This is a genomic window from Burkholderia sp. Ac-20384 (genome assembly GCF_017104605.1).
In the GTDB taxonomy this organism is placed as follows: Bacteria; Pseudomonadota; Gammaproteobacteria; order Burkholderiales; family Burkholderiaceae; genus Burkholderia; species Burkholderia lata.
Genome location: NZ_JAAGPE010000244.1, coordinates 1 through 14,376 on the forward strand (window position 1 = coordinate 1; position 14,376 = coordinate 14,376).

At 69.2% G+C, this 14,376-nt stretch carries 9 protein-coding genes, 1 pseudogene and 2 riboswitches; of the genes and pseudogenes, 6 read left to right on the forward strand and 4 right to left on the reverse strand.

Features of this window, described 5'->3' with window-relative positions:
* The 3 genes and pseudogenes from G3O00_RS43550 to G3O00_RS31515 form a co-directional block, all read right to left on the reverse strand.
* Positions 1-78 (reverse strand): annotated as a pseudogene (locus tag G3O00_RS43550) (cobalamin biosynthesis protein CbiG); the annotation flags it as partial.
* Positions 75-824: a uroporphyrinogen-III C-methyltransferase gene (cobA, locus tag G3O00_RS31510; RefSeq protein WP_206145339.1), complete on the reverse strand. Its 750-nt coding sequence runs from the start codon at positions 822-824 to the stop codon at positions 75-77. The pseudogene G3O00_RS43550 and the gene cobA, both read right to left, overlap by 4 nt.
* A 169-nt stretch (positions 825-993) precedes the next feature.
* A riboswitch (cobalamin riboswitch) is annotated at positions 994-1,231 on the reverse strand.
* A gap of 84 nt (positions 1,232-1,315) precedes the next feature.
* Entirely contained in the window at positions 1,316-3,115 is a 1,800-nt protein-coding gene (locus G3O00_RS31515; protein ID WP_206145334.1) for a DUF3857 domain-containing protein, read from the reverse strand.
* A gap of 237 nt (positions 3,116-3,352) precedes the next feature.
* A riboswitch (cobalamin riboswitch) is annotated at positions 3,353-3,620 on the forward strand.
* A gap of 329 nt (positions 3,621-3,949) precedes the next feature.
* On the opposite strand from G3O00_RS31515, the gene cobW reads away from it, so the two are divergent.
* The 6 genes from cobW (at position 3,950) to G3O00_RS31545 (ending at position 13,926) form a co-directional block, all read left to right on the forward strand.
* Positions 3,950-5,038, forward strand: a complete 1,089-nt coding sequence (gene cobW, locus G3O00_RS31520) for a cobalamin biosynthesis protein CobW (RefSeq protein WP_206145335.1) — start codon at positions 3,950-3,952, stop codon at positions 5,036-5,038.
* 6 nt (positions 5,039-5,044) lie between these two features.
* On the forward strand, positions 5,045-8,851 hold the full coding sequence (gene cobN / locus G3O00_RS31525; RefSeq protein ID WP_206145336.1) for a cobaltochelatase subunit CobN: 3,807 nt from the start codon (positions 5,045-5,047) through the stop codon (positions 8,849-8,851).
* The gene (locus tag G3O00_RS31530; RefSeq protein WP_241025423.1) at positions 8,848-10,023 is read left to right on the forward strand and encodes an ATP-binding protein; all 1,176 of its coding nucleotides are present in this window, start codon (positions 8,848-8,850) and stop codon (positions 10,021-10,023) included. The genes cobN and G3O00_RS31530 overlap by 4 nt, the downstream gene beginning before the upstream one ends.
* Entirely contained in the window at positions 9,981-11,624 is a 1,644-nt protein-coding gene (locus G3O00_RS44180; protein ID WP_346779012.1) for a fimbria/pilus outer membrane usher protein, read from the forward strand. The genes G3O00_RS31530 and G3O00_RS44180 overlap by 43 nt, the downstream gene beginning before the upstream one ends.
* 114 nt (positions 11,625-11,738) lie before the next feature.
* Positions 11,739-13,148: an argininosuccinate lyase gene (gene argH / locus G3O00_RS31540; protein ID WP_011352879.1), complete on the forward strand. Its 1,410-nt coding sequence runs from the start codon at positions 11,739-11,741 to the stop codon at positions 13,146-13,148.
* Positions 13,149-13,242: 94 nt separating this feature from the next.
* The gene (locus G3O00_RS31545; protein WP_206145337.1) at positions 13,243-13,926 is read left to right on the forward strand and encodes an HAD family phosphatase; all 684 of its coding nucleotides are present in this window, start codon (positions 13,243-13,245) and stop codon (positions 13,924-13,926) included.
* An 88-nt stretch (positions 13,927-14,014) separates the two neighbouring features.
* Here G3O00_RS31545 and G3O00_RS31550 read toward each other — a convergent pair.
* The coding region (locus G3O00_RS31550) for a lysozyme inhibitor LprI family protein (protein ID WP_206145338.1) at positions 14,015-14,376 on the reverse strand (362 nt) is incomplete at its 5' end.

Here is a 14,376-nt window from a genome sequence, read left to right on the forward strand (position 1 = left end):
AGCCGCGCGGATCGCGGCATCGAGTTGCGCGGCCGTCACGCCTGCGCGGAAACCGACGCCGAGCGCGACGCGCATCATGCGCCGCTGCCGAGTGCGGCACGTACCGCGGGATCGTCGGCGAACGCCGCGACGCGGCCGATCACGACGATCGCCGGCGAACCGATGCCGGTCGTGCCGACGCGTTCGACGAGCGTGTCGAGCGTCGCGAGCACATGCCGCTGTTCGGGGCGCGTCGCGTTCTCGATCGCCGCGCACGGCGTATCGCCGGGCAGGCCACCTTCACGCAGCGCCGCAGCAATCGCGTCGAGCCTTCGGATGCCCATGTAGATGACGATCGTCATGCGCGTGGCCGCGAGCGCGCGCCAGTCGGGTTCGTCGGCGCCCGCGCCGTGACCGGTGACGAAGATCACGCCCTGCGCGTCGCCGCGCTGCGTGACCGGAATGCCGATCGCGGCCGGCGCGGCGATGCCCGCGGTGACGCCGTTCACGACCTCGACCGGGAATCCCGCCGCGCCGAGTGCGGCCAGTTCCTCGCCGCCGCGGCCGAACACGAACGGATCGCCGCCCTTGAGCCGCGCGACGCTGCGGCCCGCGCGCAGATGCACGAGCATCGCGGCGACGATCGCCTCCTGCGGTGTCGACGCATGTCCGCCGCGCTTGCCGACGTGCTCGATGTGCGCATCGGCGCGCGCATGGCGCAGCACGTCGGGGTTCACGAGATCGTCGACGAGCAGCACGTCCGCCGCGCCGATCGCGTGGACGGCCTTGAGCGTCAGCAGGTCGGCGTCGCCGGGGCCGGCGCCGATCAGCCACGCGCGGCTCATCGGGCGCGGCACGGCGCGCACCGTGTCGTAACAGTGGAACAGGGCAGGCGGGCGGCACGGCGGCGGCCAGCAGACAGGTCAAGCATGACGGATCGAGCGAAGCCCGCGCGGACGCGGGCGGAATGCGCACCCCATCCGTCCCCCGCGGATCGGGCGTTCGGCGAGCGTCGGGCTCGCCCCTTGCGTCGGCCGGTATCCGGGCTGGCCGCTTGCCAGGCCGCAGCCTTCCCGCCCGGCTGAAGGGCAGTGGCATCGTGGGCGGCATGGGCGCGTGCGCGGGGAAGCGCGTCGCGCGGGCGGCGTACCGTTGCGGGGACAGCACAGGCCGGGCGGTGGTCCGCCTCCTGTTTCCCGTTTAACTGCAGGCGCGGAATGCGCATGCGAGCACCGAACGCGGCGCATACGATAGCACAGGCGTTGCGGCGCACGGCTGCGCGTCCGGCGCTCTCCGCGATCGGATCAGCGTGATGGGAAACACCCGTGCCGCGCGCCTAGCGATACAGGATCTGCCGCTTCAGATCCTTCGAGATGCTGCGCGCGGCGTCTGCCCACGCGGCGAGCTTCGCGCCGCTGCACACGTTGCTGCCGAGGTTGCGATCGAGCACGCGCGTCACGTCGACGGTCCGGCCTTTACGGTGATAAGTGGACTGATAGGCGATTTCCCCGACTCGTACCGAGACGTCCGGCGGGATTGCGAGCAAGTGGGCGTCGGCCGGCAACGTGATCCGGTAGTGCTCCTCGAGCCGCGTTCCAGCACATACGCCTTCAAATACCTTGCTTTTCTCCTGGAGCACGAAATCGGCGAAGCTCCGGATCTGACCGAAGTTGGGCAGCGACGGGATCGCAAATGCCGCGGGGCCGGGCATCAGCGCCAACTGGTTCAGATCGCCGTGCAATGCGATCGAGAACGGCTGGTCGAGGTCGTCGAGATGACGCGGGCTCATCTGCAACTCGCCCGCGAGGCCGTAGCGGCGCAGCATCTCGTCGGCAAGCCGCTTCGGCTGGACGTGGATGAACATCTGGCGCGCCCGCTGGACCTCCTGGCCGTCGAGCGTGATGTCGCCCGTCATCGTCGCATTGCCGTCACGATCGAGTTCGACCGCATAGGCCAGCAATGAGCGGCTGTTGTGGCCGTTCTGCGGCGGCGTGACGATCAACTGGCCGGTCGAGGTGTCGAGCGCGGGCTTGCCGCTCGCCTCGAACTGCAGTGCGCCGAACGGCAGCACGCCGACCGTGGTGTCGGCAAACACGTCGAATTCCGGCAGCCATACGATCGCATGATTGAACGTCAGCACATCGGGTACGGCCGGCAACCGATAGCGGTTGCCGAGATTGACCAACACGGTATGGCTCTCGATGCCCTTTGCATCGAGCAGGGCGGACAGCAGCGTCGCCTGGTCCTTGCAGTCGCCGTAGCGGTTGGCGAGAACCGTGTCGGCGCGATGCGGAACGACCGGCCCGGCGCCAAAATACACGCCGACATAACGGATGTTGCGTGCGACCCACGCGTACAGCCGCATCGCCTGTTGGCGCCGATCCGCGATCCCGGTGGTCAACTGATTTGCGAGCTGGCGGATCGCGTCGTCCTGCTGCTGATCGAACGCACGGATATGGTAGGCGTGGGCGATTTCCGCGTAGCCGGAGAAGTTGCTCGCGATGAAGACGGGGCCGATATCCGTCCACGCCACCGTGTTCGCTTGCTCGTCGAGCGGGCCGGACGGCGGCGTTTCGTAATGATAGGAACGGATCCGGCGTCCGTCGCGGGACGCGTCGGCCGATTGATGCATGCCACGCGCGTCGATCGCGACCGGCATGTCGTCCGGCGTGTCGAGCGTGACGTTCGCCGAGCGATAGTCCTCGATCGGCGGAAACGAGAGCTGCACGCTGAATTTGCCGGGAAACAGCGTGTCGGTGTCGGTCAACGTGTACGACAGCCGGATCGAATCGCCTTTTGCGAGCGCGGGAAACGTGACGATACGCAAATGCTCCGCGCTGAATTGCGGCGCGGCGATCGCGACGGGTGCCGGACGATCGAAGATGCCCTGTGCAGCATCGACCGAAACCGTCGAGCCGTCGGCATGCACCGTCTGCGCCGAATTGACGTCGACCTTCGAGAACTGTGCGTTGTACGACAGCACATACTGGCCGAAGCGGGCGATCGCCGCATCCGTCAACAACTTGATCGACAGATCGACCTTGATCACGCGCTTGCCGGATGGGTCGACCGTGATCAGGTTGTCGCATCGTTCGATCCGGTAGTCCGCCGCGAACGCAATCGAAAGCTGGAGCATCAGCAGAGCCGCAATTCCGTAGCGTGCGATGCGTGAGACATTCATGTCGAACCCCAATCGATGGAAGTCTGGCGATGCAGCCGGTTCAGTCAGGCGCTGCCTGAATTGGGCGACACGGCGTCATCCGGACAAGACGGTATACAAATCTCCGCGGCCACGTCAATCGTCTGCACATCCGTCCCTGGACGCTACCTCATCCGGCCCCGACGCTGCCTTGACGCTCTTGCCCGCGCCGCCTACACTCGCACGCGTTTTGGTGCTCGCGCGCGCCGCTCCGGTGCGCGCAGTTAAACGGGAAACAGGGAGCCTGCCTGCGCCGCAGTCGAGCCAACCTGTGCTGCCCCCGCAACGGTAAGCGAACGCGTCGCGCGAGAAGCGCCACGCAACGCCGCTTCGCCGCATGCCGCGTGCATGCGGACGACCGCCACTGGATGCCGCGCGCATCCGGGAAGGCGAAGCGGCGTGTTCGTCAGCCCGGATACCGGCCTAAACATTGGGGTTCAGCGCCGCGGGGAGGCGGCGCATCGTCCACGGCCGCAGCAGGCCCGACGCCCGCGTGTTGCCCGCTTCCTCCGCCGCTCTGCCTCCGCGCGAACCCGCGCCGGCCGGCCTAGCGAACGGCAGGCGGCGCGCGCCGGGCCGGCGGCAGCCGTGTTGGCATTCACGATGTCGACCGTTCGCAAGGAAGCACCATGTCCGCTTCGTCGTTCCACCTGTCCCGCGACTGTCCGTCCGGACCGCGCGGCGGCACGCCTGCGATCCGCCAGATGAACTGCCACGCCGCCCTCGACGCGACGATCCCGGCCTGATTCCATTTTCGACACAGGACCTACCATGACCCTTCGCAAGCTTCCCGTCACGATCGTCACGGGCTTTCTCGGCAGCGGCAAGACCACGCTGATGCGCCACATCCTGCAGCACGCCGAAGGCCGCCGCATCGCGGTGATCGTCAACGAATTCGGCGAGCTCGGCATCGACGGCGAAATCCTCAAGGGCTGCGGCATCGGCTGCGAGGATGCCGACGGCGCGCAGGGCGAAGCGTCGGGCCAGCTCTACGAGCTCGCGAACGGCTGCCTGTGCTGCACCGTGCAGGAAGAGTTCTATCCGGTGATGGAAGCGCTCGTCGAACGCCGCGCGGACATCGACCACGTGCTGATCGAGACGTCCGGCCTCGCGCTGCCGAAGCCGCTCGTGCAGGCGTTCAACTGGCCGACGATCCGTAACAGCTTCACGGTCGATGCAGTCGTGACCGTGGTCGACGGGCCGGCCGCCGCGAGCGGCCAGTTCGCGGAAAACCCGCAGGCCGTCGACGCGCAGCGCCGCGCCGATCCGAACCTCGACCACGAGTCGCCGCTGCACGAACTGTTCGCCGATCAACTGTCGTCCGCCGATCTCGTGATCGTGAACAAGGCCGATCTCGTCGGCGATGCGGAATTCGCGCAGATCGAAACGGCGATCCGCGACGAGATCCCGCCGCAGGTGAAGATCGTACGCGCGACGCGCGGCGAGCTCGACCTTGCGATGCTGCTCGGCCTCGAATCGGCATCGGAAGACACGATCCACCTGCGTCACGACCATCACGGCTCGGCCGACGACGGCGATCACGATCACCATCACGACGATTTCGACTCGGTGGTCGTATCGGGCGACGCCGGCACGCGCGAAGCGACGATCGCCGCGCTGCAGCGTGTCGTCGAAGCACACACGATCTATCGCGCGAAAGGCTTCGCCGCGCTGCCCGGCGCGCCGATGCGGCTCGTGATCCAGGGTGTCGGCCGCCGCTTCGACAGCTATTTCGACCGTCGCTGGCAGGACGGCGAAACGCGCGCGAGCCGCTTCGTGCTGATCGGTGAGGATCTCGACGCGGCCGTGCTGCAACGCGCGTTCGACGCCGCGTGCGCGGCCGAGCTGCAACAGGCGTAACGCACGATGCATCTGCTGCGCACCACGCCGGGCGGCTTCGTCGACGATACGCAGGGCGTCGTCCGGATCGACCAGCAGCCGGCCGACATCGTGATCCTGAGCTCGGCCGACACGACGCTGTCGCTGCTCGCGAGCGTCGTGCCGCATCTGCCGGCCGGCTTCCCGAGCGTGCGGCTCGCGAACGTCACGTTCCTGCGGCAACCGGCGTCGGTCGATTTCTACGTCGACGACGTGCTGCAGCATGCGAAGTCGGTCGTGATCGATCATCTCGGCGGCGAGGCGTACTGGCCGTACGGGATCGAGCAAGCCGTGTCGCTCGCGTCGAAGCGCAGGCAGCAACTCGCGATGTTCTCGGGCGACCTGCAGGAAGACCCGAACCTCGTCGCGAAGAGCACCGTCACGCCCGACCTGTGCCGGCTGTGGTGGCGCTATCTGCGTGAAGGCGGCGTGCACAACGCCGAGGCGCTGCTGCGCAGCATTGCATTCCACACGCTCGGGTTCGGCGAAGAACCCGAGCTGCCGCGCCCGCTGCCGGCCGCGGCGCTGTATCACCCGGCGCGCGACCGCGCGAGCGTCGACGACTGGCGGCCGCGCTGGACGCCCGGCGCGCCCGTCGTCGCGATCCTGTTCTACCGCGCGCACTGGCAGGCCGCGAACACGGCCGTGTTCGATGCGCTGGCCGATGCGCTCATCGGGGAAGGGCTGAATCCGCTGCCGATCGCGGTCACGTCGCTGAAGGACGCGGTGAGCCGCGAAGTCATCACGCAGCTCTGCGACACGCACGACGTCGCGCTCGTGCTGAACACGACCGCGTTCGCGGCCGGCGCGATCGACAGCCCCGAACACGACGTGCTCGCCGGCGATGCGCCGGTGTTGCAGGTGATCCTGTCTGGCGGCAATCGCGACGCGTGGGTGGCCGACAACCAGGGCCTGCATGCGCGCGACATCGCGATGCACATCGCGCTGCCCGAGGTCGACGGCCGCATTGTCACGCGCGCGGTGAGCTTCAAGGGGCTCGCGTACCGCTGCCCGCTCACCGAGGTCGACGTCGTGCGCTACCAGCCGGACGCCGAGCGGATCGCGTTCGTCGCGGCGCTCGCGCGCGGCTGGTGCCGGCTGCGCACGCTCGACAACGACGACAAGCGCGTCGCGCTGATTCTCGCGAACTATCCGCAAAGCGAAGGGCGGATCGGCAACGGCGTCGGGCTCGACACGCCGGCGTCCGCGCTGCGCGTGCTCGCGGCGCTGCGCGATGCGGGCTACACGGTGGCCGACCTGCCGCCTGACGGCGACGCGCTGATCGCGCGGCTCACCGAAGGCGTGACCAACGACGCGGCCGTGCATGCGCTGCGCCCCGCATTCCAGAGCTTCCCGCTGGCCGACTACGTCGCGCGTTTCGCGCGGCTGCCGGCGGCCGTGCGCGATGCGCTGAACGAACGCTGGGGCCCGCCGGAAGCCGACCCGACGCTGCGGCAAGGGCGTTTCACGATCGCCGGCTGGCGCGCGGGCAACGTGTTCGTCGGCATCCAGCCGTCGCGCTCGCGCGGCGAGAACGACTATGCGAGCTACCACGACGCGGATCTCGTGCCGCCGCACGCGTATCTCGCGTTCTATTTCTGGCTGCGCGATGCGTATCGCATCGACGCGGTCATCCACCTCGGCAAGCACGGCAACCTCGAATGGCTGCCGGGCAAGAGCGTCGCGCTGTCCGACGCGTGCTGGCCCGACCTGACGCTCGGCCCGCTGCCGCACCTGTATCCGTTCATCGTCAACGATCCGGGCGAGGGCAGCCAGGCGAAGCGCCGCGCGCAGGCCGTGATCATCGATCACCTGATGCCGCCGCTCACGCGCGCGGAAAACTACGGCCCGCTGCAGGATCTCGAGCGGCAGGTCGACGAATACTACGAAGCGCTGATGGTCGACGCTCGGCGCGCGAAGCTGCTGCGCAAGACAATCCTCGCGACGATCGCCGAGCATCGGCTGCACGATGAACTGAGCGTGTCGCCGCCGCGCGATACGGGCGACGAGGATGCGCTGCTCACGCGCGTCGATGCGTGGCTGTGCGAACTGAAGGAAGCGCAGATTCGCGACGGACTGCACGTGTTCGGCGAGTCGCCGGCCGAGCGTCAGCGACGCGACACGCTGCTCGCGCTCGCGCGTTTTCCGGTGGGCGACGGCAAGGGCTTGCGTGCGGGGCTGATCGGCGCGCTCGCGCGCGATCTGATGCTCGGCGACGACTTCGATCCGCTCGCGACCGACTGGGCCGCGCCGTGGGTTGGCCCGCGCCCGGCGATCCTGCAGGCGCTCGACGCATCGCCGTGGCGCCATGCGGGCGATACGCGCGAGCGGCTAGAACGGCTTGCGCAGCAATGGCTGGATGGGCTGTGTGCAGCCGACGATGGCGACACGGACACCGACGCGACGCCTCCCGGCGACTGGCCGCACACGCTCGCCGTGATCGAGCGCGTCCGCGCGACGCTGCTGCCCGCGCTCGACGCGTGCGGCGGCGAGGAAATGCGTCAGCTGCTGCGCGGGCTCGACGGCCGCTTCGTGCCGCCGGGGCCGAGCGGCTCGCCGTCGCGCGGCCGCCCGGACGTGCTGCCCACGGGCCGCAATTTCTACTCGGTCGACACGCGCGCGGTGCCGACGCAGGCCGCGTGGTCGCTTGGCCTGAAATCCGCGCAGCAACTGATCGAGCGCCATCTGCAGGATCACGGCGACTATCCGCGCGCGATCGGCCTGTCGGTCTGGGGCACGGCGACGATGCGCACCGGCGGCGACGACATCGCGCAGGCGTTCGCGCTGCTCGGCGTGCGGCCGAAATGGGCACACGGCAGCCACCGCGTGACCGACTTCGAGATCCTGCCGATCGAGATCTTCGACCGGCCGCGCATCGATGTGACGTTGCGCGTATCGGGCTTCTTCCGCGACGCGTTCCCGAACCTGATGCACCTGTTCGACGCGGCCGTGCAGGCAGTGGCCGCACTCGACGAGCCCGAGGAACTGAACCCGATCCGCGCGCGCATCGAGCGCGAACGCGAGAAATGGGTCGCGCAGGGCGTCGCACCCGACGAAGCGCGGCGCCGCGCCGGCTGGCGCGTGTTCGGCTCGCGGCCGGGCAGCTACGGCGCGGGCCTGCAGGACCTGATCGACCAGCGCCGCTGGCAGACCGACGCTCTCGCCGATGCGTACCGCCAGTGGGGCGGCCATGCGTACGCGCAGAACAGCGCGGGCGATGCCGCAGCCGACGTGTTCGGCGAGCGGCTCGCGACGATCGACGTCGTCGTGCAGAACCAGGACAGCCGCGAGCACGACATCCTCGATTCGAACGACTACTACCAGTTCCAGGGCGGGATGACGGCCGCCGTGCGGCATCTGTCGGGGCAGCAGCCGAGCATCTACCACGGCGACCACGCGAACCCGGTCGCGCCGAAAATGCGCACGCTGCGCGAGGAAATCGCGCGCGTGATCCGCTCGCGCGTCGTCAACCCGAAATGGCTCGACGGCGTGAAGCGCCACGGCTACAAGGGCGCGGCCGAGCTGGCGGCGACTGTCGACTACCTGTACGGCTATGACGCGACCGCGCGCGTGGTGTCCGACCACCAGTACGCGCTCGTCGCGGACGCATACCTGTTCGACGACGCCACCCGCGCGTTCCTCGAACGGCACAATCCGAAGGCGCTGCATGGCATCTGCGAACGCTTCGTCGAGGCGATGCAGCGTGGCCTGTGGCAGCAGCCGGGCGACTATCGCGAACGGATCGAAGCGGTCTGGCTCGCGAGCGAACAACTCCAGGAAGGGGGACGGCGATGACCGATCCGACGACGCACCGCGCCCGCGCGGTCTTTCCGTTTGCGGCGCTCGTCGCACAGGATGCGCTGCAGCAGGCGCTGCTGCTCGCCGCGATCGACCCGTCGCTGGGCGGCGTGCTCGTGAGCGGGCCGCGCGGCACCGCGAAATCGACCGCGGCGCGTGGCCTCGCGGAGCTGCTGCCCGAAGGGCAGTTCGTCACGCTGCCGCTGTCGGCGAGCGACGAGCAGGTGACGGGTACGCTCGACCTCGCGCATGCCCTCGCTGAAAACGGCGTGCGCTTCCGGCCGGGCCTGCTCGCGCGCGCGCATCTCGGCGTGCTGTACGTCGACGAAGTGAACCTGCTCGCCGACGGGCTCGTCGATACGCTGCTCGACGTCGCCGCGAGCGGCGTGAACATCGTCGAGCGCGATGGCGTGTCGCACGCGCACGATGCGCGCTTCGTGCTCATCGGGACGATGAATCCGGAGGAGGGCGAGCTGCGTCCGCAACTGCTCGACCGCTTCGGTTTGATGGTCGAACTGGAGAACTGTTTCGACGCCGCACAACGCGAGCGGATCGTGAAGGCGCGGCTTGCGTTCGATCTCGATCCGGACGCGTTCCGCACGCGTCATGCATCCGCGCAACGCGAGCTCGGCGACCGGATTCACGCGGCGCGCGCACGGCTCGCGGCGCTCGATTTCGACGATGCAGTCCATGCGCGCGTCAGCGCGCTGTGCATCGACGCGGCCGTCGACGGGCTGCGGGCCGACCTCGTGATGCTTCGCGCGGCGCGTGCGCTTGCCGCGCTGGAGCAGGCCGCTGCGGTGACGGTGTCGCATGTGGAGCGTGTGGCCGACGCCGTGCTGCGGCACCGGCGCCATGCGGGCACGCCGCCATCGTCGCGAGCGCCGCAGAAAGACGACGAACGCAACAGCCGCACGCCGCCCGATGCGCGCGAGCGCCCCGACGATTCGTCCGGCGCGGCGAAGAACGATGCCACGGCATCGCATACCTGTACGACGATCGCCAGCGCTACCTGCGCTACGACACGTCGTGGACGCGCTCGAACCCGGCGACGCTCACGACCACGCAGTTCGGCGACACGATCTCGTCGTCGCTGTCGTGGACGCGCTCGCTGCGCATCGGCGGCGTGCAATGGCGCAGCAACTTCGGCCTGCGTCCCGATCTCGTGACGTTCCCGGTGCCGGCGCTGTCCGGCAGCGCGGTCGTGCCGACTTCGGTCGACCTGTACGTGAACAACGTGCGCCAGTTCAGCGGCGACGTGCCGGGCGGGCCGTTCGTGATCAACAGCGTGCCGGGCATCACCGGCGCGGGCAACGCCACGGTCGTCACGCGCGACGCGCTGGGCCGCTCGGTGTCGACGTCGATCCCGCTGTACATCGATACGCGCCTGCTCGCGCCGGGCCTCGCGAGCTATTCGGTCGAGGCAGGCTTCCTGCGACGCGCGTACGGCATCACCTCGTTCGACTACGCACACACACCGGCGGCGAGCGGCTCGCTGCGCTACGGCATCAGCGAGCGGCTGACCGTCGAGGCGCACGCGGAAGCGACGACCGGCGTCTACAACGCTGGCGCGGGCGTGCTCGCGCGCATCGGCAACGGCGGCGTCGCGAACGCGTCGCTGGCCGTCAGCGCGCAGCGCAGCGCCGGTGCGCAGGTGGGCCTCGGCTACCAGTATGTGACGCCGCATTTCTCGATCGACGCGCAGACGCAGCGCGCATTCGGCGGCTACGGCGACCTCGGTGCGCGCGAAGGGATCCCGGTGTCGAGTGCTTCGGACCGCGTCACGGTGTCGTTTCCGTTCATGCGCGCACAGACGCTGTCGTTCAGCTATCTCGGCCTCAAGTACCCGGGCATCGATGCATCGCGCATCGGCTCGATCGCGTACCTCGTCAATCTCGGCATGCTGACCTCGCTGACCGTCAGCGCGTTCCAGGATTTCCGGCAGCGCGACACGCGCGGCTTCTTCGCGAGCCTGAGCATCGGCCTCGGCGGCAACACATCGGTCTCGGCCAGCGCGGGCCGGCAAAACGGCGAATCGACCTTCGCGGTGAACGCCACGCGCCCGCCCGACTACGGCGGCGGCTTCGGCTGGAACGTGCAGGCGGGCACCAGCGCCGCGCTGCGCTACGGGCAGGGTCAATTGCAGTATCTCGGCCGCGCCGGCGAGGTCACGCTGCTCGCGCAGTCGTTCGGCGGGCGCGGCAACGCGTCGGTCGACGTCACCGGCGCGCTCGTGCTGATGGACGGCCGGCTGATGACGGCGCGCCGCATCGACGACAGCTTCGCGCTCGTCTCGACCGATACGGGACGCGTCCCCGTGCTGCACCAGAACCGGCTGATCGGCGAGACCAGCCGCGCCGGCTACCTGCTCGTGCCCGATCTGAACGCCTATCAGAACAATCGCGTCGCGATCGATGGTGCGACGCTACCGGCCGATGCGCGCATCGCCGACACGACGCTCGACGTCGTGCCGCAGGCGCGCTCCGGCGTGCTCGCGCATTTCGCCGTGTCGCGCTACAGCGCGGCGTCGATCATCCTGCACGCGCCCGACGGTACGCCGCTGCCGCCGGGGCTCGAAGTCCGCGACGTCGAGAACGGCCAGCGCACGATCGTCGGCTACGACGGCCTCACGTTCGTCGACGGCCTCGTCGAGCACAACCGCCTGGAAATCTCCGGCAACGGCCACGATTGCGCGGTTGCCTTCGCGTACCGGCGGCCGGACGACGGCACGCTGCCGCGGATCGGCCCGCTGACCTGCTCGCCGCGCTAGCGCCCGCGCCGCTCCCGCCCCCGACGGGCTTGTGCCGGACACCCGGCCGCGAATGCTAAAATCACCGGATTCCTCGGCGGCGCACGCCGCTCAATCTCCCTTCGAAGAATCGCCATGACGTCCCAACTGCACAAAAAGGGCGAGGCCTGGTCGGCCCGCTTCTCGGAACCGATGTCCGAGCTGGTCAAGCGCTACACGTCGTCGGTATTTTTCGACAAGCGCCTCGCGCTCGTCGACATCGCCGGCTCGCTCGCGCATGCGAACATGCTCGCCGCGCAGAAGATCATCAGCGCCGACGACCTGGCCGCGATCGAACGCGGGATGGCGCAAATCAAGGGCGAGATCGAGCGCGGCGAATTCGAATGGCAGCTCGACCTGGAAGACGTCCACCTGAACATCGAGGCGCGCCTGACCGCGCTGATCGGCGACGCCGGCAAGCGCCTGCATACGGGCCGCTCGCGTAACGACCAGGTCGCGACCGACATCCGCCTGTGGCTGCGCGGCGAGATCGACCGCATCGGCGGCCTGCTGAACGACCTGCGCGGCGCGCTGCTCGACCTCGCGGAACAGAACGCCGACACGATCATGCCGGGCTTCACGCACCTGCAGGTCGCCCAGCCCGTCACGTTCGGCCATCACCTGCTCGCGTACGTCGAGATGTTCTCGCGCGACGCGGAGCGCATGCGCGACTGCCGCACCCGCGTGAACCGCCTGCCGCTCGGCGCGGCCGCGCTCGCCGGCACGAGCTACCCGATCGACCGTCACGCCGTGGCGAAGACGCTCGGCTTCGACGGTATCTGCGCGAACTCGCTCGACGCGGTGTCGGATCGCGACTTCGCGATCGAATTCACGGCCGCCTCCGCGCTCGTGATGACGCACGTGTCGCGCTTCTCCGAAGAACTCGTGCTGTGGATGAGCCCGCGCGTCGGCTTCATCGACATCGCCGACCGCTTCTGCACCGGCAGCTCGATCATGCCGCAGAAGAAGAACCCGGACGTGCCCGAGCTCGCGCGCGGCAAGACGGGCCGCGTGAACGGCCACCTGATGGCGCTGCTGACGCTGATGAAGGGCCAGCCGCTCGCGTACAACAAGGACAACCAGGAAGACAAGGAGCCGCTGTTCGACACGGTCGACACCGTCGCCGACACGCTGCGGATCTTCGCCGAGATGGTTGCCGGCATCACCGTGAAGCCGGACGCGATGCGCGCGGCCGCGCTGCAGGGCTTCTCGACCGCCACCGACCTCGCCGACTACCTCGTGAAGCGCGGCCTGCCGTTCCGCGATGCGCACGAAGCCGTCGCGCACGCCGTGAAGGTCTGCGACGACCGCGGCATCGACCTGGCCGACCTGACGCTCGACGAGATGAAGCAGGAACTGCCGAACGTCGCGCACCTGATCGGCGAAGACGTGTTCGGCTACCTGACGCTCGAGGGCTCGGTCGCCAGCCGCAACCACCCGGGCGGCACCGCGCCCGACCAGGTGCGCGCGGCGGTCAAGGCGGCGCGCGCCGCGCTCGGCCAGTAAGCCTGCTGTTCCGGACGGACGCCTTTGGCGTCCGTTTTTCATTCGGGCGGCCGTCGCGCCGCCCATCGCCTTCCCTGCTTCCCGAATGCCGCCGATGACCTTTTCCGCCGCGCTTTTCGACATGGACGGCCTGCTCGTCGATTCCGAGCGGACCATCATGAACACGTGGATCGACGTGTCGAATGCGCACGGCGTCACGCTGACCACCACCGACTACCTGCAGATCGTCGGCCGCTCGTTCGCCGAGGGCCAGGTCATCCTCGCGCGCCTGATCGGCCACCCCGATACGTTCGACGCGGTGCGCACCCGCGTGCGCGAGCAGCTCGCGGCGCCCGAACCGCATCCGAAGTTTCCGTTGAAGCCCGGCGCGTTCGCGCTGCTCGACACGCTCGCGCAGGCCGGCATTCCGTGCGCGGTCGCGTCGTCGTCCGCGTGCGACGTGATCCGCGCGCGGCTCGACGCGGTCGGCGTGCTGCCGTTCTTCCGCGCGATCGCGGGCGGCGACGAAGTCGCGCGCGGCAAGCCCGATCCGGCCGTCTACCGGCTCGCGGCCGAACGCCTCGGCGTGCCGGCACACGCATGCGTCGCGTTCGAGGACAGCGATTTCGGCGCGCAGTCGGCCGCCGGTGCGGGCGCATCGGTCGTCACCGTGCCCGACCTGAAGGCGCCGACGCCCGAAATCGTCGCGCTGAGCCTGCACGTGCTCGCGTCGCTCGACAATGCGGTCGCGCTCGTGCCGTCGTGGTTCGGCGGGCACGCTCCGCAACGGCCCGCATGAATCGCTGCCGCCCAATGAGAAACGGGCACCTTCGGGTGCCCGTTTTGCTTTTTGACGTGTCGCCGAACCATCGGCTTCACGATTGCGCTTACTTGTTGCCGGCCGTCTCCGACAGCCGCTTCATCGTCGCGATGCGCGCGCCGATCAGGTCGACGCGGCCGTCCTCGCCGACGAGCGGCGCCGTCGCATCGCGGAACCCGACCCACGCGCGCTGCGCGCGGACGAGCGTCGCGGCCGAATGCGCGGGCATCTTGCGGCGCAGCTTCTGGTAATAGCGGTTCAGGTCGAACAGCGCGTGCTCGCACGCGGCATCCTGCTCGCACGGCCGCACACGGCGCACGGCCGGATCGCGCGGCGCATTCGCCGGCTTGACATTCGGTTTGGCCGCACCCGGGGCATCGCTCGCGCCACCCTGCGCGCCGCTCGTGGCCGCGACCGGCACGGCAGCGG

What these genes read in the sequence shown, in the direction of transcription:
- G3O00_RS31530 (WP_241025423.1), top strand. Translation starts at nt 8,848, where the DNA reads ATGACCGATCCGACGACGCACCGCGCCCGCGCGGTCTTTCCGTTTGCG.
- G3O00_RS31515 (WP_206145334.1), bottom strand. Translation starts at nt 3,115, where the DNA reads ATGCTCCAGCTTTCGATTGCGTTCGCGGCGGACTACCGGATCGAACGA.
- G3O00_RS31545 (WP_206145337.1), top strand. Translation starts at nt 13,243, where the DNA reads ATGACCTTTTCCGCCGCGCTTTTCGACATGGACGGCCTGCTCGTCGAT.
- cobA (WP_206145339.1), bottom strand. Translation starts at nt 824, where the DNA reads ATGAGCCGCGCGTGGCTGATCGGCGCCGGCCCCGGCGACGCCGACCTG.
- argH (WP_011352879.1), top strand. Translation starts at nt 11,739, where the DNA reads ATGACGTCCCAACTGCACAAAAAGGGCGAGGCCTGGTCGGCCCGCTTC.
- cobN (WP_206145336.1), top strand. Translation starts at nt 5,045, where the DNA reads ATGCATCTGCTGCGCACCACGCCGGGCGGCTTCGTCGACGATACGCAG.
- cobW (WP_206145335.1), top strand. Translation starts at nt 3,950, where the DNA reads ATGACCCTTCGCAAGCTTCCCGTCACGATCGTCACGGGCTTTCTCGGC.